Annotated in this window: 21 protein-coding genes and 1 riboswitch; of the genes, 3 read left to right on the forward strand and 18 right to left on the reverse strand. The window is 49.8% G+C overall.

The genetic code is table 11. The features are described 5' to 3' along the window. Positions 1-263: 263 nt before the first annotated feature. Positions 264-1,283, reverse strand: a complete 1,020-nt coding sequence (locus D328_RS0100650; protein WP_018883004.1) for a Gfo/Idh/MocA family protein — start codon at positions 1,281-1,283, stop codon at positions 264-266. 57 nt (positions 1,284-1,340) lie between these two features. Next, on the reverse strand, positions 1,341-2,114 hold the full coding sequence (locus D328_RS0100655) for a sugar phosphate isomerase/epimerase family protein (RefSeq protein ID WP_018883005.1): 774 nt from the start codon (positions 2,112-2,114) through the stop codon (positions 1,341-1,343). Positions 2,115-2,258: 144 nt separating this feature from the next. On the opposite strand from D328_RS0100655, the gene D328_RS0100660 reads away from it, so the two are divergent. Next, the gene (locus D328_RS0100660) at positions 2,259-3,068 is read left to right on the forward strand and encodes a helix-turn-helix domain-containing protein (protein ID WP_018883006.1); all 810 of its coding nucleotides are present in this window, start codon (positions 2,259-2,261) and stop codon (positions 3,066-3,068) included. 119 nt (positions 3,069-3,187) lie between these two features. On the opposite strand, the gene D328_RS0100665 is transcribed toward D328_RS0100660, so the two are convergent. The 5 genes from D328_RS0100665 to D328_RS0100685 all read right to left on the reverse strand — a co-directional run bounded on the left by D328_RS0100665 (position 3,188) and on the right by D328_RS0100685 (position 7,892). Continuing rightward, positions 3,188-4,018 (reverse strand): ankyrin repeat domain-containing protein, encoded by an 831-nt coding sequence (locus D328_RS0100665; protein WP_018883007.1) that lies wholly within the window; start codon positions 4,016-4,018, stop codon positions 3,188-3,190. 22 nt (positions 4,019-4,040) lie between these two features. Then, positions 4,041-4,877, reverse strand: coding sequence for an alpha/beta hydrolase (locus tag D328_RS0100670; protein ID WP_018883008.1), 837 nt, complete (start codon positions 4,875-4,877; stop codon positions 4,041-4,043). Positions 4,878-5,088: 211 nt separating this feature from the next. Next, complete coding sequence (locus tag D328_RS0100675) at positions 5,089-5,418, reverse strand: helix-turn-helix transcriptional regulator (protein WP_018883009.1); 330 nt, start codon at positions 5,416-5,418, stop codon at positions 5,089-5,091. A 415-nt stretch (positions 5,419-5,833) separates the two neighbouring features. Next, positions 5,834-6,385: a phosphodiesterase gene (gene yfcE, locus D328_RS0100680; RefSeq protein ID WP_018883010.1), complete on the reverse strand. Its 552-nt coding sequence runs from the start codon at positions 6,383-6,385 to the stop codon at positions 5,834-5,836. Then, on the reverse strand, positions 6,363-7,892 hold the full coding sequence (locus D328_RS0100685) for a glutamate synthase subunit beta (RefSeq protein ID WP_018883011.1): 1,530 nt from the start codon (positions 7,890-7,892) through the stop codon (positions 6,363-6,365). Before D328_RS0100685 ends, yfcE begins: the two co-directional genes overlap by 23 nt. Positions 7,893-8,075: 183 nt before the next feature. On the opposite strand from D328_RS0100685, the gene D328_RS0100690 reads away from it, so the two are divergent. After that, on the forward strand, positions 8,076-8,459 hold the full coding sequence (locus D328_RS0100690) for an iron-sulfur cluster biosynthesis family protein (RefSeq protein ID WP_018883012.1): 384 nt from the start codon (positions 8,076-8,078) through the stop codon (positions 8,457-8,459). A gap of 105 nt (positions 8,460-8,564) precedes the next feature. Here the strand turns inward: D328_RS0100690 and D328_RS0100695 are convergent, their stop codons facing one another. From D328_RS0100695 to D328_RS0100720, 6 genes are all read right to left on the reverse strand, one after another. Further along, on the reverse strand, positions 8,565-9,425 hold the full coding sequence (locus D328_RS0100695; protein ID WP_018883013.1) for an energy-coupling factor transporter transmembrane component T family protein: 861 nt from the start codon (positions 9,423-9,425) through the stop codon (positions 8,565-8,567). Continuing rightward, positions 9,422-11,656: an ABC transporter ATP-binding protein gene (locus D328_RS30105; RefSeq protein WP_169445781.1), complete on the reverse strand. Its 2,235-nt coding sequence runs from the start codon at positions 11,654-11,656 to the stop codon at positions 9,422-9,424. Before D328_RS30105 ends, D328_RS0100695 begins: the two co-directional genes overlap by 4 nt. Next, complete coding sequence (locus tag D328_RS0100705) at positions 11,653-12,234, reverse strand: ECF transporter S component (protein ID WP_018883015.1); 582 nt, start codon at positions 12,232-12,234, stop codon at positions 11,653-11,655. The genes D328_RS30105 and D328_RS0100705 overlap by 4 nt, the downstream gene beginning before the upstream one ends. Position 12,235: 1 nt before the next feature. Beyond that, the gene (locus D328_RS0100710) at positions 12,236-12,886 is read right to left on the reverse strand and encodes a YkoF family thiamine/hydroxymethylpyrimidine-binding protein (protein WP_051091084.1); all 651 of its coding nucleotides are present in this window, start codon (positions 12,884-12,886) and stop codon (positions 12,236-12,238) included. A gap of 162 nt (positions 12,887-13,048) precedes the next feature. After that, a riboswitch (TPP riboswitch) is annotated at positions 13,049-13,159 on the reverse strand. Positions 13,160-13,229: 70 nt separating this feature from the next. Next, on the reverse strand, positions 13,230-14,462 hold the full coding sequence (locus tag D328_RS0100715) for an aminopeptidase (protein ID WP_018883017.1): 1,233 nt from the start codon (positions 14,460-14,462) through the stop codon (positions 13,230-13,232). Between the two features lie 70 nt (positions 14,463-14,532). Next, positions 14,533-15,828: an MFS transporter gene (locus D328_RS0100720; RefSeq protein ID WP_018883018.1), complete on the reverse strand. Its 1,296-nt coding sequence runs from the start codon at positions 15,826-15,828 to the stop codon at positions 14,533-14,535. Positions 15,829-15,994: 166 nt separating this feature from the next. On the opposite strand from D328_RS0100720, the gene D328_RS0100725 reads away from it, so the two are divergent. Beyond that, positions 15,995-16,843 carry a polysaccharide deacetylase family protein gene (locus tag D328_RS0100725; RefSeq protein WP_018883019.1) on the forward strand — a complete coding sequence of 283 codons (849 nt, stop codon included), beginning with the start codon at positions 15,995-15,997 and terminating at the stop codon, positions 16,841-16,843. Here D328_RS0100725 and D328_RS0100730 read toward each other — a convergent pair. From D328_RS0100730 to D328_RS0100750, 5 genes are all read right to left on the reverse strand, one after another. Next, a complete protein-coding gene (locus D328_RS0100730; protein WP_018883020.1) occupies positions 16,824-17,183 on the reverse strand; it encodes a response regulator in 360 nt (119 codons plus the stop codon). The genes D328_RS0100725 and D328_RS0100730 overlap by 20 nt on opposite strands. 296 nt (positions 17,184-17,479) lie before the next feature. Further along, complete coding sequence (locus D328_RS0100735; RefSeq protein ID WP_018883021.1) at positions 17,480-17,767, reverse strand: hypothetical protein; 288 nt, start codon at positions 17,765-17,767, stop codon at positions 17,480-17,482. A 176-nt stretch (positions 17,768-17,943) separates the two neighbouring features. Beyond that, on the reverse strand, positions 17,944-18,768 hold the full coding sequence (gene yidC / locus D328_RS0100740; RefSeq protein WP_026280950.1) for a membrane protein insertase YidC: 825 nt from the start codon (positions 18,766-18,768) through the stop codon (positions 17,944-17,946). Next, positions 18,717-19,061, reverse strand: a complete 345-nt coding sequence (locus D328_RS29960) for a hypothetical protein (protein ID WP_051091080.1) — start codon at positions 19,059-19,061, stop codon at positions 18,717-18,719. Before D328_RS29960 ends, yidC begins: the two co-directional genes overlap by 52 nt. Before the next feature lie 97 nt (positions 19,062-19,158). Further along, positions 19,159-20,172 (reverse strand): acyltransferase family protein, encoded by a 1,014-nt coding sequence (locus D328_RS0100750; protein WP_018883023.1) that lies wholly within the window; start codon positions 20,170-20,172, stop codon positions 19,159-19,161. Between the last annotated feature and the right edge of the window lie 183 nt (positions 20,173-20,355).

The following is a 20,355-nucleotide window of genomic DNA, read 5'->3' on the forward strand; positions in this document are numbered from 1 at the left end:
TAGCCATTTTCTATTATTTTTATTGAAAAAAAATACCTATCGTACAACATTATACCTTGTCTAATCCATGTTAACAAAGACATGCGGCTAGTCTACGGACTTATGGCAAGTAAAAAAAACGAGTGTGGAAGCTGCGCCCATGGCGAAAGGGTACGCGGCTACTTCCACACTCGTTATCAGCTTTGCTCAATGACTAGTTAATCTCACAAAATACATACTTTATGGTGCTACTTTCTCGATTGCACGAACAGCTTTCCGAGGCTCTATAGTTTGATAAATTGTCCCGTACGCTGTGATTCAAATGCAGCCAGAATCACGTTCAGGGAACGCAATCCCTCTTCACCAGAGATCGTTGGCGGCGTCTTCGTAACAATGCTATCGACAAAAGCATCAATGACACCGCTAGGTACCTGCTTTTCATTCGTAGCCATGGCACCGACCTTGTATGTCTCAACTGTCCCATCAATAAGCTCTACGATGACCTCGTCCCCATCTACGGTTCCGATCTTCATGACGCCTTTCTCACACCATAGCACGGTGCTGTTATCTCCGCCCTTATACTGTGTCCAGCTGGCAACCAGTGTTCCAATGGCTCCACCCTTCATGCGGAGAATGCAGACGGCATTATCATCCACCTTTGTATCCGACTTATGCAGCGTATCAATAAATCCGCCGACCTCTGCGACCTCATCTTGTAACAGGAAACGGATGAAGTCCGACTTATGGACCCCAAGATCCCCCATTGCGCCCATACTGGCCTCTTCCTGACGGAAAAACCAGCTATCCCGGCCATCAACACTCCAGGCTTCAGGACCAGGATGCCCGAAGGCCGTACGGAAGGTAAGAACCTTACCCAGCTTACCCGAATCGAGAATCTCCTTCGCTTTTACATGCGGTGGCATGAGACGCTGATTGTGACCTACCATGAGAAATACTTTGCTGGCACGTGCTGCTTCAATCATTTGCTCAGCTTCTTCGGAGGTACACGCCATTGGCTTCTCTACTAGCACATGCGCACCAGCCTTGGCTGCAGCAATAGACATAGGCGCATGCAAATAGTTCGGGGAGCAGACGCTCACAGCATCCACCTTCTCTTGGGCAAGCAGCTCCTCATAGCTACTATACGCTGTGCCCCCGTAAGTATCCGCCATCTCTTGGGCACGCTCCAGCTTGGGATCGGCAAAGGCCACCAGCTCCACATGCTCATTGGCTGCATACTCCGGAATATGTCTACGCTGTGCAATAGCACCGCATCCCAATACGGCTACCTTGATTGTACTCATCAGCACTTCTCCTTTTCATGATCTATGATGGTTGTGGGGTATGAACTGGAACCAGAGCTAGAATTGGCTCAGGTAATGCTCTTTTACCCACTGCAGACTGTTTGCAACACTTTCAAGCGGTGGCTTCTGACAATGATCCTGCTCCACAATCAGCCACTCCACTCCGGCATCTCCAGATTCGCGAATGACGGCTGGCAGGTCCACCAGTCCCTCTCCAAGCTCCAGCGTATTAATTGCACCATCCGTGGCTCTGTCAAAATCCTTCAGGTGCAGGAGTGGAAGGCGCCCGGCATATTGGCGGATGTAAGCCAGCGGGTCCTGTCCAGCGTACTGAACCCAGCACACATCAAGCTCCACCTGAAGGGACTCAGGTGCCGTCGTCTGGAACATTGCATCGAATACCAGCGCTTCTCCCGTCTTCTCCAAAAATTCAAAATCATGATTATGATAACCAAATTGAAGCCCCTGCTCCCGCACCTTGGCTCCTGTATTCTCTAGGAATGCAATAAATCCCTTCCATTCTTCACCCTTGGGGCGCTGATCCGGCATAATATAAGGACAGATCATATAATGAGCACCAATCGTCTTCAGGTAATCTATCTGGCCTTGCAAATCATCCTTGAGCAAATGAATGCCTACATGACTACTGATAGCTTTTAGCCCAAGCTCGTCTAGTAGCGCTTTCATTTCCAGGGCTGGAATGTCACCGTATCCGGCAAATTCTACACCCTCATAACCTAGTTCGGCAACCTTACGAAGTGTACCCCTAAAATCCGTAGCTAATTCCTCACGGAGCGTGAACAGCTGCAAACCCACATTCATTCTTGGCATGTACAAGACACCTCGACTTCTTAGAGTTTTATATATACTGCTCTATCTGGTACTATCCTATCGAAAATTGACCTGAAGTGACCATACACAATATAATTATCACATGCACTATTTGCTCAAATTATGTACGGAGGTTCTTGTCTCGTGGATACTGCACTATTAACCTGTGATTATTCTTACCACTATAAAGCCTTCAATTCTCATTATACAAATGGGCTGACACACTACCTCTTCCGATTGCAGACCGAGGGCTCCAGCCGGGTCTTCTGTCGGGATCGCGAATACCAGCTTCGTAGAGGAGATCTGCTGCTATTGAGACCAGGAGATGCCTATGATCTTGCTGTAGATGACCCCGAGCAGGAGGACCGCATTTCTAGTGGAGACTACTATTTGTTCTGTGAAGGCCAGTGGATTGATGATTGGTGGAATCGCACCAAACGCCCGCCTGTGACCCGGATCGGCTCCGACGAGAAGCTGGTTGGCTTATGGCGCAACCTGCTGCTTGAGAAGCGGCGCGGAGCAGACGAGGAGAACGGAGAATTGATCGACTACATGCTGCGAAGTCTGTGTCTCTATTTTGATAGAGCCATCTCGGAGCATACCCAGCAGGATCGTACGGTGTTTGCTGCACTCAGACTGAAGCGCTTCATAGAGGAGCATGCCACCCTCACGTTCAAGCTGGAGGAGGCTGCCCAGTATGCCGGACTTAGCCTGTCGCGCGCGGTAAAGCTCTTCAAGGATTACTATGGTCAGACCATGATCCAGTATGCAATTGATATTCGACTGAACGCAGCCCTGGAGCGTATGAAATACAGCTCACTGACACTAGAGCAAATTGCGGTTACGTGTGGATTTTCCAGCTATTCTTATTTCCACAGGGTGTTCCGCTCCAAGTACGGCGTGACTCCGGTCAAATATAGAAAATACGAGCAGGAGGCCCCCTATCGCCTGTAAAGGTTCTTACCTTAGGCAAAGCAGCCTCCTGCCTCTCATGGGTCAAGATTCGTATTCGATCGAGTCATCTAGCTTTTTACAGAACTATAGGCCTTCATTGCGATCAAATTGACAGCCTCTCAGGATGCTCCGATTCTGCTTACAATTTTGTCCTGCCCAAGCTGTGCAGCCCGCTCCAGCGGGGTTCCCTCGAACTTGATAAAATTTTTGTTGTACTTGACCTTCATGTTGAAATCTACGCCATGATCCACTAACAGACCAATAATATCCTCGTATTCGTTAAATACCGTGTAGATTAGCAGTTCGCAGCTGCGGTCATACACGCAAGAAATGTCTGCCCCCTTGCTTAACAGTAATTCCGCCAGCTCTCTCCGATTACGTCTGCAAGCCCACCAGAACGCTGGTGTGATCGTCTCAGGATGAATTCCGTTGTCTATGAGCACGCTAGCTCCTTCTACGTTGCCGGTATTTGTTGTCCATTCCAGAGCGTTTATTTTCGCTGTTGCCAGTTGGTTGACATCCAGACCCAGATCAATCAACTTCTGCGTCATTGCACCGGAAGCGTATGCCGCAGATAGGAATAACGCTGATTCCTTCTTACAGCCAAGCGCCATAATATTCGCACCCTGATCCATGAGATAACGAGCCACATCCTCATGACCATGGTGCAGTGCCCATAAGAACGGTGTCTCCTGCACCGTATTGCGTACCTCCAGATCAGCTCCTGCTTCTACAAGCCATTGAACGATATTCAGAGCACCGTCTTCGCAAGCGATATGTAAAGAAGTACCGAAGTAGCTGCATTTCTTGTTCAGTGCCGTTGCCTTGATGGAGGACAGCATACGGCGAATCTCCTCCATATTCCCGGTTGCACAGGCATAGTTCAGCGTGTTCTCGAACCCTGCCAATTTCATTTTTTCATTACGTTCCTGCCGTACATCCTGAGTCATCTTCATTCTCCTTACTTGCCGTTCAGACTAATGATTGCTCCGTAGCCTCTTGAATGAAACTGCGCCGACGGAGCCACTGATGGCATAACTCAGGCCACGCCTGGGCTTGCGGATGTGCTTCTGCGAGTCCAAGACCATGACGCCCATCCTCAAAAATGTGCAGCTCAAACGGGATATTGTACTGACGCAGACCAGCAGCAAACATCAGGCTATTCTCGACAGGTACAGAAGCATCATTGGCGGTATGCCATAGAAATACAGGAGGAGTATCCGCTGTAATCCGCTGTTCGGATGATACGGACTTCAACCACTCCGCACTTTTCTCTTGTGGACCAGATAGGGCTTGCTGGCTTCCTGCATGAGCATGCTCTCCGGCCATTGTGATCACTGGATAGCACAGAATAGCGATATCTGGACGACAGCTGAGCAGATCCACCGGATCTTCGAGGTCCTGCTGCCCTGCATTGAAGCATGTGCTGGTCATCGAAGCCAGATGCCCCCCCGCCGAGAAGCCCAGAATCCCTACACGGTTCGCATCAAGTCTCCACTCTGCGGCATGATACCTGATAAGTCGAATTGCACGCTGTGCCTCCTCTAATTGGACAGGGTGAGCATGAGGAGCGACGCGGTAATTAAGCACTAAGGCAGACACTCCGATCTTGTTCAGCCACTGCGCAATCGGCTCTCCCTCATGATTAGCTCTGTTCACATAGCCGCCCCCTGGGCAGACAAGGATTACCGGGTACGGCCCCTCTCCCTCCAGTAGATAAGGTGTAATGCTCGGACAACCATCGTTAATGCCTTCTGTATCGAGCGGCATGTCCTCCCAGAGTTTGATGTTCTTTGGCACATTCATCATTCGTAACCTCCCATTCATTCGTTAGCGTCTGTGCAACCTCTTGATAATTTCTCTATAAATACTTTACTTCTCCGCAGCTGGCGCGATCACCTTCCTGAGACGCTCTCTCCCATCTGTCAAGGAGGGTTACAGGTTCATTGTCTCACAGGAATGTCTGCCTCAAGCCTCGATGCTACTCATTGATGATGGTAGCTGGAGCTACAGCGACACGCTATACCAAATGTCCGGTCGATTCATTCGATTCATGATGTTCCTCCAGAGCCATAATGCGAAAACAAATGGAGAACAGGTTACGAATCGTACTTGTGCTCGTCTTCTTCTTGATATTTGTAATATGTACTTGAACTGTCTTCTCGCTGATATAGAAGATATCTGCAACTTCCTTGTTACTGAGCCCATAGGCTACAAGAGCACTTAGTATTTCACTTTCGCGTGGAGTCAGGTCATAGTAATCCGTCATCGTCTGTGACGTTCGCTGGATTTGCCGTTGTAGCGCTTCTTTTTGTGCACCGCTCATAAGATCATACATCTCTGAATTCATCAACTGCTCTCAATCCTTTTCTCTTTCGATTTCTGCATTCAGCCTTGCTACAGAAACGTTGGGCAATGATGAAGCTTAAAAAATGAACTCTGATCGTACTGTGTTATCAACGTTTCTTACTTACTGCACGACAAATGCTACACTTCTACTGCTTAGTCCTTACTCGTTTTTCAATATCGGACTAAAGCTGTTATATTTTGATAGTTAATTGTAAAAACATTACCAATGAATTAGAGATGACAGATGCAATCGTTACCTCAGTATTACAACTGTAATTGCAGTCTGCATAATTACGTAATCATTTCGGTAGGAAGTCGGACGGAGTGACAAATTCCGCCCAACCCCACACCGCATAGCAGTATCAGGTCAGCGCTGCGCTAAGTTAAATCAAGATAGCAGACCTGGTTTAAAATACTTATTCCGCGATGCTGACCTGCATCAGAATCTCGCCTGTAAAATCCTTAATGCTAAATACGCCATTCTCCAAAATCCCGTACGAATGCGAGTAATTCCCTTTCGGAAGCGATATTGAGCCTGGATTACATAAATAGACGTCCCCCTCACTCCTCGCCACAGGGATATGGGTATGTCCCTGCAGGAATAGATCTCCGGACTGGAGTGGTGGCAGATTTTCCATGGAATGACCATGCCCGTGAGTCACATAGATTCTGCGTCCCTCATAGAAGAGTACAGCGTAGTCCGCCATCATGGGGAATTGGAGCAGCATTTGATCAACCTCGGCATCACAGTTCCCTCTGATTGCAGCTGCAATATGAGGTGACTGCTGGTTCAGCAATTCTGCAACTCCTGCAGGGTCATAGCCCTCCGGCAACGGATTACGTGGTCCGTGATATAAATAATCCCCTAGCAGTACCCAATAATCCGCCTGCTCTTCTTCATATTTCTCGACAGCTCTCTTGAGCCAGTACAATGATCCATGAATATCAGATACGAACATGAATTTCATCAGTCTTGCTCCTCTTCTGCAACTTATTAGCATTCAGCACATAGCGGCTTGCTTCTCTTGCCGCCTGTCGCCCCTCATCAATCGCCCAGGCAACAAGACTTGGCCCCCGCCGTATGTCACCCGCTGCGAAGATACCTTCTACACTGGTCATATAAGATCCTGCCTCCGCCTGACCACCAGTCCGAATATTACTGCGTTCATCCCGCTCTAGTCCGAGCTCTCCGGCCAGGGCTTCCTCTGGTCCGGTGAAGCCAAGAGCAAGCAGAATCAATTGCGCTGACAAGCTATTCTCACTGCCCGCCAACTCGACTGGAAGCATCCGCCCAGCTTCGTCACGCTGCCATTCTACCTGAATCGTACGCACTGTGGTTACCCGATTCCCTGCATCTCCTTCCAGACGGGTCGTAGCAATCTGATAGCAGCGTGGGTCCTGCCCGAACCGTTCAATTGCCTCTGCTTGCCCATAATCCGTCTTGCGAACCTTGGGCCATTCCGGCCACGGGTTAGTCCCTCCTCTGCTGAGTGGCGCCTGCGGCATAATCTCCAGCTGCGTCACGCTTCGGCAACCCTGACGGATTGCTGTCGCAACACAATCGGTGCCGGTATCTCCGCCACCGATGACGACGACATCCTTCCCACACGCTGTAATCGCTTCCTCCTCCATCCCTTGACTCAGTACGCTACGGGTGCTGGAAGTCAAATAATCCATAGCTTGGTGTACACCAGCCAGTTGTCTTCCCTCTACCTGCAGCTCTCTTGGCTTGGTGGCTCCTGCGCATAGAACTACAGCGTCATACTCTGCGTGAAGCTGCTCCAATAGAATATCCGTGCCAACTGCCATGCCTGTAATGAAACGAATCCCTTCTGCCTTAAGAATTTCTACTCTTCTGTTCACAATCTCCTTGTCCAGCTTCATGTTGGGAATGCCGTACATCAGGAGTCCGCCAATACGATCTGCCCGTTCCAGGACCGTTACCGAATGTCCTTCCTGATTCAGCTCCCAGGCGCAGGCAAGCCCTGCAGGACCTGATCCCACAACAGCAATCGTTCTTCCTGTTCTTGACTGAGGAGGATTAGGCTGAATCCAGTCCTCCTCGAAGCCCATGTCTGCAAGGGATTTCTCAATGGCCTTAATCGCTACTGGGCTACGGCTTAGTCCCAGTGTACAGGAGCCTTCACAGGGAGCAGGGCACACTCTGCCTGTGAACTCTGGAAAAGGATTCGTCTTGAATAGTCTGGACAATGCATCGTGCCAGCCTCCACGATATACGAGATCATTCCATTCGGGAATCAGATTATGAAGCGGGCAGCCTGCCGTCATGCCATTGAGTAGTCGTCCTGCATGGCAGAATGGTGTCCCACAGTCCATACAACGGGCAGCCTGAGTCTGTAGTGTCTCCTTATCCCACGGCATGGAGAATTCACACCACCCCTCAATCCTGTAAGGCACCTGCTCCTCCGTCAGGTTCCTGCGTTCGAATTCCATAAAGCCAGTAACTTTTCCCATTCCAAATCCCTCCGGTCATCACTCGTATTGGTCGATCGAAAGACGCCTGCAAAGAACCAAATGCTTAAATAAATGACACTATCTTACCATCGGATGGAAATACCAGAAATGAACTACGTCACGTAATGGTGTTATAATGGATATTAATAGCTGTATATAGACACTTAGATAGGAGTGACAATCATGCATATTCAAATCAGTGAATTGGCCGCTCAGCGTATGACAGAAGCGCTCGAAGGACGTTCAGGATACTTCAAATTGCTGTATGATACCGAGGGCTGTGGCTGTAATGGGGTCATTGTACTCCGTATTGTGGATCAGCTGGAGTCTTTGGACGAGATGCTGGAGACCAATGCATTGCCGATCTTCGTTGACCCCAAGCAGCGGCACAATCTGGAGGAGGCGATGCGACTCGATGCAGAACCCAACTTCCCTTCCTTCAGCCTTGTTGGGGATTCCGGTACTTACAGCACCAATATCCGAATCTATGATCTGCGCGCTAACCCAGGCAAGTCGGACATCATTGCAGATGAGTCAGCAGCAAGCTGCCTGATCCAGCAGAACTAATAACACAGATGGTGGCCTACGATACTCAAAAAACCTCTCCACGCTTACCGTTCATTCGGCCAGCGGTGGAGAGGTTTTTTCACAAGCATGATGAATGTATACTCGCTACAGTTGTCCCCGATACCACTCTAATGTACCGAAGAGCGCTGCAAGCGCATAGCTAACCGCTACACCGCCAAGCATCAGCAGAAGGAAGCACCAATCGGCCTTGGTTATTCTCCATTGGACATAGAACTCGCGATGCGCTTCCCCTGTAAATCCTCTGGAAATCATGGCGACGGCTACACGCTCGGATTTGCGAATCGCACTCGCCAACAGCGGTATAGAATATCGCTTCACAGCACGTAGCAGCTTGCCCCAACCCCGCTCTTTGCCTACACCACGCATGCGATGTGCCTGCTGCATGATTCGCAGTTCTTCCCGAAATAGTGGAAGGAAGCGGAAGCCTGCCAATATCCCGTAAGCGAGCTTCGGAGGCAGCTTGCATTGCTGCATCAGACTTAATATGAAGTGAACCGGGTCTGTAGTAAGGATGAAGAGCAGGGACAAGGCCGAGAAGATCAACGTCCTTAAGCCAAGTGATAGAGCTGTATGCCAGACAGCTTCAGTGATCTCCAATGGTCCAATGCTGAGCAATACTGGTGACAGCAACACGGTGTCCTCCCGAGGAAATAGTGCAGCAGTCCATATATATCCGAGGCCCATGATGACAAATGGAGTGAACAGCAACAGCCATCTCCGCCAGGATATGTCCCCGGCGAGCCAAGTTACAGCCACCGTGAAGACCAATGCTACAAATGGAGTCACAGGATCGAAGGCAAAGGACAAAAAGAGCACACATAATGTCACCGTCAATGCCTTCATACTAGGATTCAGCATCTCAAGCCGGATCAGAGCTCTCCTGGGCGCTACCGTGTTGCCTGAATTGAACGATCCAGCACGGTTCATGGACCTTGGGACAGTCATCGGAGCCCTCCTTGTCTTACAGAAGGCTCACTGCTTCCAATCGTTGATGTTTTCACGGCGCCCGCAAGTGACCCTGACCATGATGCATTCAGTGATTCCTTAGGTGACTCATCTAATGAGTTACTTAAGGAATCTGATAACAGCTGACTGAACCGTTCAACAAGTGGTAGTTTCAGATGCATCATGTCCAATTCCTGCTTGGTCAGCTTCCACAATGCGGCAGGCGTGTCATCGAAGACAATGTGGCCTGCTTGTAGCACAATCACTCTTGTAGCAAATTGGCGTACCCATTCCATATCATGTGTGATCATAAGCACCGCCTTTCCCTGCTCAGCCCGGCTACGTAGTGCTTGCATCAGCTCCAACGATGCATATGCGTCCTGCCCATAGGTAGGCTCATCACAGATTAGAATACGCTGGTCATCCATGAGCATAGCTGCGACGCTCAGCCTGCGCTTCTGCCCTTGACTAAGGGAAAATGGACTCATATCACGTTGCTCCTCAAGTCGATATTGCTTCAGTACAGCCTCCACCCGCTTCTCGATCTGCCCTTCTGACCACTCCTGTCGCAGTCTAAGTGTATAAGCTAACTCGTCATAGACGGAATCCGTCACAAATTGATGCTCTGGATGCTGGAATACCAAGCCAATCTGGCGTCGCAGTTCCTCCTCGCGCCAATCATCCATGCTCCTGCCATTAACGTATACATGCCCTGATGCCGGAGCAAGCAGGCCTGTTAGGAGACTAGCAAGCGTAGACTTCCCAGCACCGTTCGGACCTGCCAATGCCACAAATTCACCTTCATGAACATGTAGCGACACATGGTGTATTTGATGTGTAGATTGTGTTGCTAGCGTTGTTTGTGTTGTTTGTGTTGCTTGCGCAGGTTTTGCTGATATCTCAACATGTGCTGACTTCCGTTTCTTTAAAAAGCTATAACGACGCTTAGGGCTTCTTCCATGGGAATATACCAGCTCATGTGCTGCAAGCAACAGCTTCGGTGGCTTTCCAGACGAGTCGAATACGCCTGTTGTCGATGTATCTGCTGCTTCCAACTCGCCTGCTCGGGATTTCTGCTGAGCGGATATCATATGTTCCCTGATTGAAGATACAGCCTTCAGAGCTGCCTTACGGACCTGTTGGGGCTGGATACTCCATAATTGCCATAGCTCATTGAGGGTCAAAGGGAGCGCGCCCTCCGCTGCCTGCCAATCCCCCATGTCATGCTGGCTTAACAACAATTGCTCGTATTCAGCACTCCTTTCAAGAGTCGGCATTTGGGTATACCCTACTTCAGTAACCAACAGCTTGGAACTACTTTCCTTGCTCATGGGTACGTTCATAGCCTGCTGCTTGGTACTCTCGGCATCACTATCTGTGCTGACCCGCCCAGCAAGCTCTTTAATAAGCTGACCATGCAAAGTAACAGCTCTGGGCTGCCAAATACCAAGCTCTTGAGCCTTCAATGAGTACCTTCTAAAGTACTCGTGAGGCGATCCTTGGTAGAGCAGACTCCCCCGTTGATCAAGCGCGGCAATGCGATCTACGGCATACATCCACTCATCCAGTTGGTGCTCGATAAGCAGTACTGTCAGCTCTTCGGCCTGCTTGATCTCACGAATGCGAGCCGCCAGTGCGGTAGCAGCAATGGGGTCCAGATTCGAGGTTGGCTCATCCAGAATCAGAATTGAAGGCCGCAGCACCAAGGCACAGGCAATCGCTAGCTGCTGCTTCATTCCTCCAGACAGACTGTGAATGTAAGCTTGTCTGTAATCACTTAACCCAGCCAGCCCCAGTGCCGATACGATACGAGCTTCCATCTCATTTCTCGGACAGCCTATGTTCTCCAGACAGAACGCCAGCTCCTCTTCCACTCGCAGCATACAGAATTGACTATCCACATCCTGAAAGACAATCCCCACCCGCTGAGCAATCTGAGCAGGATTAGCCTCTAGTAGCAGCTCGTTATAGAGCCTCACTTCCCCACTTACAAGGCTGTCAACCGCATGGGGATAAATTCCATTCAAACAGAGCGCCAGTGAGCTTTTCCCACCACCACTGGGACCAAGAAGCAATAGCAATTCTCCTTGCACCAGGTTCAGAGATACCTCATTGATGATTTCAGAGCTGCCTTCCTCGAAGCACATAGACAGCGCTCTAGTCTCTAGGGCATAGCTTGGGGTGCAACTCTCTCTCTTCTTCGTTCCGGTCCTCTTCTTATCCTGTGTCATGCCTTGTATGCGCTCTGCGAACGAGTCTTGGCAATCGGAAAGCTGCGTAACACTCCTGTTGAAGCCAGAGCATCCGCGATCCATTTACCCAATAAGCCAGCAAGCAATGCGCCACTAATGATTCGTACAATCAGCATAGCAAGCACCAGATCCATAGACAGAGCTGCAAAGCCTGAGCGGAAGTAGCCCCAAATGAAGCTGAACACAGCTGCCCCCATACCAGCCAGCATTAGTACAGCCAGATTATATCGACGATAGCGGAAGGCTGCGAATACCACCTCAGCGCCAAGTCCCTGTATAATCGCTGACACGATCAGAATCGGTCCCACGGTATTCCCGATTAGTACCTCTACTATTCCGGCAATCGTCTCAGACAACAGGGCTACCCCTGGCCTCCGAATAATATAAGCGGTAATGATGGATACGATGAACCAGATGCCGAAGATGACCTCATAGCCCATCGGCCCCATGAATCCGGTTAGTACATTTCCCACCTGCAAAAACAGCAAGTATACGACCGCGAACACGACAGATAGCGAGCTGAGCACAATAATATCCCGAAGCTTCCAAGAGGCCATCTTAGGCTTCCTCCTTTCCGGCTGCGCGAGAAGATGGGCTGTTGCAGGAGAGATTCACGGTCATGACCACATGAGATACACTCTCTTGTGTATGAGCGAAAGACTGCTCCAGGGTAGTGAACACCCGGTTAGCATCACCATCCAGCCTGCTCGCATAATGCACACCTCCACCGAAGGTTCCATGCTCCTGAGCGATCTCTACAGCTCCGTATATTTTTTTCATATAATCAGTAGTTCCCATCGGATATAGCGCGAACTGAGCGGCTGTCTGAATAGGAATTGCTGCACTGTTCATCTCATTCATTCGCTGATCATTCTCGGACATGAATACATCCCCCTCCGTATCCCCTGGGCAACCAATGGAGAACGTACCATTCAAGACGACATGCTCTCCGCTATTCGCCGCCTGCAGGAAGATCGCCTTCGTGACATCGAATACATGCTCCATTCGTCCACGTATACAGGTACTGACATCATCCGTCTTGCTCCATACTTTGGAAGTGTCTACCTTGCTCAGAGCATCCATGATAATGTCCACGAAATGATTGCTCATGGGATACAGGGAGAAGCGACAGCCTACAATTCGACTTGTCCCACATGCTTGTCCCTGTACACTTTGTTGCTGCGTGCTTCCTTCAGCCTTGCTGCTCATGATGCTTCCTTCGTTCATTTTGCTCAGCCTCTTTCCCATAGAAGATTCGTTGGAATGCTTCTGTGACAGCTACCCGCACGAAAAAACCGCACGCTGTATGCGTGCGGCTGTACAATGACCTATAGGTAATCTAACACTAGTAATAGCATTAGCCTAATAATTCTGTCAGTCACTGCACTTCCCCACGCTAGTATGATCTAGATCGGGTAAGAAGGGTTAACCACGTCCACCGGACAGGTCTCTCAGCCAATAAAGGCACCCCTAGTGCATGTCTCATTCAATTGTATTCCAATCGGTACTCATTATACAGGGTTTCCCCTTGTTGTAAAGGGAAAATCAACAATTAGTACGCCCAGTTCCCTTTACGGAATACCGCTTCCACCGTACCATCCTGTAATTCTCCGTCAATATCCATCTCAGCTGAGCCAATCATAAAGTCCACATGTGTCAAGCTGACATTGCAGCCACGACGCAGCAGCTCTTCCTCCGATAGCTCCGTTCCACCCTTCATCGTCCCCGGGTAGGCGCTTCCCAAGGCCAGATGGCAGGATGCATTCTCATCCACACCTGTATTGTAGAAGATACGGTTCAGATTCGAAATGGGCGAATCGTGAGGAACAAGCGCTACCTCTCCAAGGTACTGCGCTCCCTCGTCCGTCGCTAGTAGATTCTTCAGATGCTCCTCACCAGACGCAGCGGAATATTCAACAACCTTACCGTCCTTGAACGTCAGCTTCAATTGCTCCACCAATTGACCATTCAAATTGAGCGGCATGGTACTTGTCACGACTCCGTTGACTCCATCACGCTTCGGCATAGTGAAGACCTCTTCGGTCGGCATGTTCGGCACAAAGATATCTCCACGCGCGTTGGGACCACCGCAAGCTCCCCACAGATGTCCTTCAGCCAGCTCGACCTGCAGGTCCGTACCTGGTGCGCGGAAGTGAAGCTTCTTGTAGTTTTTATCGATTAGCTTGATCTGCATGTCTCTCAGATTAGCCAAATGCTGCTGCCAGTTCTCAATGGCATTTCCCTCTCCTACCCGGTTCATGCGGAAGATCGTATCCCACATGACCCGAATCCGGTCGGCTTCAGGAACATCGGCAAAAACCTTATCCGCCCAAGCCTTCGTTGGCGCTTTGATCAGACACCAGCTAATCTTGGAATTACGAGTGTACTCGCTATATTTGCGGCGTGCCTTGGCTGCCGCCTTGTTCGCTCTGGATACCTTCGACGAATCAATCCCCTCGAACAGATCAGGATTAGGCACCTTAATGAACAGCGTCGCACCACCTTCCTCGGCGAACCGCTCCAACATGTCGGCTTCCCACTGCGGATAGAAGTCAAAGACCTCATCAGCGCCGTGTTCGAATTTGGCCTTGGCCAGCTCATCATCCTCCAGGTCTACGTGCACATGCTTAGCGCCAGCCTTGTAGGCTTCCTTGACAATGAGTCTTGTCAGTTCCAGTGTCTCCACAGGTGCCGTGACACGCAATGCCTGCCCAGGCTGAATATTAACGCCGACCTTGACGACAAGCTCGGCGTATTGTGCCAGTAGCTGTTCAAAATTTTCCATTACAGCATTCATCTCCGATTCATTAACATAGAATTCAAGGCAAACCTCGCATTCTATCATATCGAACATTTCAAGATTTCGCCAGCAAGACACGTCTGCCTACCGTCATGGCAAGCAGCAGCAAGAGAATTCCAATCCCTGTAGGAAAGCCATATAGCTCAATCCAGCCCAGATGCTCGGGAAGGTCTTTCATGCGTTCATACAGCAACCCGCCAATAAGCGGTCCCCCGAAGGAGGCAAGCCCCGTCATACTGGAATACATCGCAATGAACATTGGCCGTTCACTCTTGGGCGTATCCCCAATGGTAAAGTTAAAGGCAAGCTGGTTGAACCCACCCACTCCGATGCCGAGAAAAATATGCGAGATGAGCAACACGACAAGCGCCGGTGCAAGCGGGAGTAACAACCATGACAGGCAGGAAGCGGCGATCAACGGCAAAGTCCAGAAGAGAAGACGCTTATTGCTGTATCGCGCATTCAGGTTCCCCCAAAAGTAGAAGCTGATCATCATTGCAACCGTTTGCACAACCGTGATAATGGATACCTGACTATAGCTAATTTGTAGCAGCTCCAGCATGGCGTAAGAATATAACGGCACAACCAATGTCTGCAGCAGCAGCCAGCTTGCCAGAAAAGCAGATGCCCGCATGAAGCCTGAATCCTGCAATGGCTTGCGCAGCATAGGTAAGTAAGCGGTTTCCTTAGAGCGTTCAAATGGCAAATCCGGATAAAAGAAAAACGCCACAATATTGGCCACCGCACAAATCCAGATAGGGATAAATAACAGCAAGAACCCCGTCTCACCAGGGTAATGATCCAGCAGCATGCCACCCGAGAATAGACACACACTGCCAAGCGCATTCAGGATCGTATTACGGATACCAAAATGTCTTCCTCTTACTTTGGCGGGAACAATATCGCTAATCATAGATGTCCAGAGCATACCTGATACGGCACTGGCCGAGAAAGCTATCGCATAGACCGTTATGTAGACCCCTACCCATAAAGGCTTGGGGAAAATAAAAGGAATCAAGCCCGTGCTTGCCCAAAGGAGGCGATGAATGATGATGAAGCTGATCAGCGTCCATTTTCGGCTACGGATGCGCTGAATGGCATATGCAATATAGAGCTGGCCGATGTTCACAAGTGTCGTGATGGCCAGTACGAAACCGATCTGACTAGACGTCGCCCCCAGATAAAGCAAATACCCTGTCAGGAACGGCCCGCCAAGCAACGTCTGAAAAATCGTCGAGGGAACACCCTCCCATGTAGCAATACGAAGATGACGTCGCTGCTCGGACAGCTTTCTGCGCGGCTTCGGACGCTGGGACGGTCTGTGCTGTGTCAACAGATGTTGAATAACCATACTCTCCTTTGGCCTACTATGCATTCCCTTAGGCATAATAATTCGACTTCTCCCACCTATTCTACTCACGCCCATGCTCGTGTCAATGATCATTATTTATCACTGTATAACACTTTTTTGTCATCGCTAGCCTTCGCACTTTCACAAGGCTTGGAGCTGCTAATTGATGGATGTATACGTGGTTTCCATTTCAGGGATTCTATATAACGTTGTAGTGCAGAATACCAATAATTCAAGGGGAGTGGTTGTATTGTTCCGATGGATGTCCATCATTTGCTCCATGCTATGTTTATCGTTAATTGCTGTACCGAATAGCGCGGCGACAGCTCCCGTTAAGAAGGACCGCTTCTATTATGAAAATAAAGGTGAGGTCTATTGGGAGGTACGGACAGATCAAAAGATGATTGCACTAACATTCGATGACGGGCCTGACCCGCAGCAGACCGTTGAAATTCTCGAGATCCTGAAGCAATATGATGCGAAGGCAACCTTTTTCGCGGTGGGAGAGAAAATAGCCAAATATCCGGAGATTGCAAAAAGAATTGTTACAGAGGGACACGAGCTTGGCAATCATACATACCACCATAGGATGTTCCGGCTTCCAGCGAATGCAGAGGCAGTGAGAGCTGAGATGGACCAGACCGAGCAGGAGATCGTACGGGCCACGGGCCGCCACTCCACGCTCTTTCGCCCACCAGGCGGTATCTATGATGAGACGATTATCAATGTGTCGAAGGAAATGGGCCTAACCCCAATCATGTGGTCCTGGCATCAGGATACACACGACTGGAGTAGACCTGGAGTTCGTAAAATTGTTAACAAGGTGCTGAGGAACGCCCATAACGGCGATATTGTGCTGTTCCATGACTATGTCAGTGGAGGCTCACAGACAACGACGGCCCTGAAGGAAATTTTGCCAGAGCTTCTGAGACAGGGCTATCGGCTGGTAACTGTATCCGAGTTGATTAAGCCACCTATTATTTCTATCCCCGACCCTACTTCAACAGGTTCGTGATGCTTTGCTTGATTTTGTCATTCTGGAACGGCTTTACGATGAAGTCCTTGGCTCCCGCCTTGAAGGCTTCGATGATCACCTCATGCTGGCCCAGTGAGGAGCAGATTAGTACCCTCGCCTCTGGGTCAGCCTTGACGATTTCTCGCACAGCATCAATGCCGTTCATCACAGGCATATTGACATCTGTGGATACAAAGTCAGGCCTCAGTTGTAAATACAAGCTTATTGCTTCACGACCGTTGCTCGCTTCGCCAATAACCTGGTGCCCCATTCCAGTAATAATATCCTTCAGAACATTGCGCATGAACATGGAGTCGTCCACAATAATACAAGTAGCCATTTGTTTTCCCCTTCCGAAAGCCAAAGACAGATAACAAGCACGAAGACTGTAGCCTATCCGTTGGCAGCTGCATATATGCTCAATATCGGAGAAAATGTGGGGAACTTGATAGATAGGCAAAAAACGCGACCGGGGTACGATATTTGTAGGTCTTTATATCTCGGCACCCTGTTCGCGGACCTGCAGAGACATACACAAATACGTACTCACGGTTCGTCACCTCTCAATCAGCAAGCAGGGTTCCATGTGTGAATGCGCATCTGTGCCCCTGACTATTTTCACGCTGACATGTGATGTCATCCGCCTGAACGACTCACACGTTGATAGGCCTGGATGAAGGCCTTGGGATCATCCCGCACCTGATACGAATAGACACCCGTGCCTGTGTGCAGGTAGAGCAGTCCCCCTTCGCCGAGCTTGCGGTAGGACATATCAAATACCTGCGGTAACGAAAATTCACGATACCGAGTCACGACCCGATCCGTGTACAAATACATGGTACGTTCATCTACAATCGCTTTCTGCTCCAGCCCATTTACCTCACGCTGTATCTTCTGATAAGCCTGTATCGCTACCCAGTCCATCCGTTCACCTCTTTCATGTATGTTCTATCCGTAGCTTTCAGTATATGTTCAAGCTTCTTGCTAACAGCCTAGCATATTCCGTCCTTGGTCTCCACTCAGCCAGTTTTTAACATATCTGCTTAAACGCAAAGAGACCGCCCGGGTCTCAGCCCTGTGGACGGTCTGTAATTCATAGATTATGAAGCGTGCTGTGGTGCAGGCAACGCCTGCTCCTCTGTCGGATACAGTCTGCGGAACCAGATCGACTGCAGCAGCAGGAATGAGCCGCTGACCATCCAGTAGAGCGGCATAGCCGCTGGAGCACTGAATGAGAACACTGCCATCATGAGCGGAGACAGGTAGCCCACCAGTGCAAATTGCTTCCGCTGCTCAGGCGACATACTGGCCTGTGACACCCGAGCCTGGAGCAGATAGATCCCGGCTACGACAATGGCCATGATGATATCCGGCTTGCCAAGCTGGAACCACCAGAAGGAGTGGCTGGATAGCTCCGGCGTCAGACGAATGGCGGTATACATGCCTGAGAGAATCGGCAGCTGAATCAGAATGGGCAGACAGCCGATATTGAGCGGATTGAATTGATGCTCCTTGTAGATCGCCATCATTTCCTGCTGCATTTTCTGTTGGCTAGCTGAATCCTTCTTGCTCTCGTACTTCTGCTTGAGCTCGTCCAGCTGTGGCTGCATGGCAGACATCTTCTGCTTCATTCCCTGCTGTGCACGCGCTTGGCGCATCATCAGAGGCAGGAGTGCCAAGCGCACGATCAGTGTAAGCGCGATGATGGATAAACCATAGCTTCCACTGAACCAAGCGGCAAGCTGCTGTAATACTAGGGACAGCGGGTATACGACGTAGTGATTGAAGAACCCTGGTGTCTGGCTGTCAATTTGTGCCGCCTGAGTACCGCAACCGGATAGTAGCATGACTATTGCTAATAAGGCGATAACTCCTAAAATCCGTACCTGAACTGATCGGGAAGTGAATCCCTTGAATGACTCCATAATGCTCCTCCTCGTTGAATGTTCTTCTTGAGCTTCAACGAGGTATGACAAGCAGATATATCATCATCCGGAGCTTCTCTACGACGAATGACACGAGATAAATGGCCAGACAACTGACGAATATGAATGCAGAGCTGAGGGCTGCTGACCGTATCGCTCCACAAGCTGCCACCCTCGTAATCAAGCCAGTACTTCGTCACTCCGCAATAAAGATGTGCGATGTAGGCATAGCTGACTGTGCAGATGAGGCCAATGGTAAATATATACGGAATCAAATCATGTAATTCCAGCAAGGGATTCACCTCCTTTCATGTCCCTTCATTGTACCATGCCATGACACAGATCGCACGAGTTGCTGGCGATGACACAACTTCGTCATGATATAGACATTTACTGCCACTGTCGCCGTTTCTCTCCTTTGAATATTCGCTCCAAGCGTGGCTCAACTAACCAGCTCATAGACATGATTACACGTCCCGATGAGAGTAACAGTGTCAGGAGCAGACCAAGCAGGATCACCAGGACAAGGCTGGGTGCTGAGGCTGCAACGAAATAGGAATAGAACTCAGTAGCCAGCAAGCCTTTTACAACAAACCCATGCAGCAGGTAGACATACACCGTATGCTGCCCCTGCTCCGAGATCAAGGGAAGACGACGGGCAGGCACGAGCAGTAACACACAGCCGCCTATAAACGTGGCTACCGCGATATGGAGCAGACGATACAGGCCCGCGTACCATTCGGGATGGCCGAGTGAGGCATAGGAGTAACTGCCATAGAGCCACTGTGCATTCCAGTCCTGGCCATACCACGCATAGGCCATGTACAGCATGCCAAAAGCTAAGCCCGCCACTAGCCGCATACCTGGGGTCCGCAGCCGTTCGAGCTTGCTTTTATCCAGCAGGTAGCCTGCCAGAAAAAAAGGAAAAAACACAAGTGTCCGTGAGATACTCGCATAATATTCCGCATCCGCTGCGTAACCAGCAAGCACAGCAACCGCAATGGATAGTGGGAGTGCGTACTTTACCTTGACGGCGAACGGCAGCACTGCCTTCCAAATGATCATGCTGAAGAAATACCACATCAGCCAGTAGGGCGTGAAAAGGGAAAAGCTGAGTCTGGATGTCCCCAATACAGCGTAATCGAACAAGGAGTACAGGCTCTCAAAAATAAAATAAGGGACCACCAATTGACTGATGACCCTTGTCGTATACTTGGAGTTGTCGATCTGCTTGCTGAAGTAGCCAGATACCATGACAAATAGTGGAATATGAAACGTATAAATTGTCAAATACAAGGGCTGTAGTACCGTCTTGTCCGGTAGTGGTTCGATGAGATGGCCGACGACCACAAGCATTACCAGCAGCCACTTCAGATTGTCAAAATAAGCATCCCTCGACTTCATATAATCCCTCCCCGTTCCTGCAGGTGGTCAGAATCGTCGCATGTGTAATAGGCCACATAGTACTGTACAGTACATCTCTGTACTGTGCTGTGCTGTATTTAACCTATCTGCGCACTCTTTACCCCGAAGGAGGGAATATGAACCCGAATATGTCTGATTGGTACCTTTCCATTTATTCGTAAA

The sequence above is a fragment of the Paenibacillus massiliensis 2301065 = DSM 16942 genome, assembly GCF_000377505.1.
GTDB classification, from domain to species: Bacteria; Bacillota; Bacilli; order Paenibacillales; family Paenibacillaceae; genus Paenibacillus; species Paenibacillus massiliensis.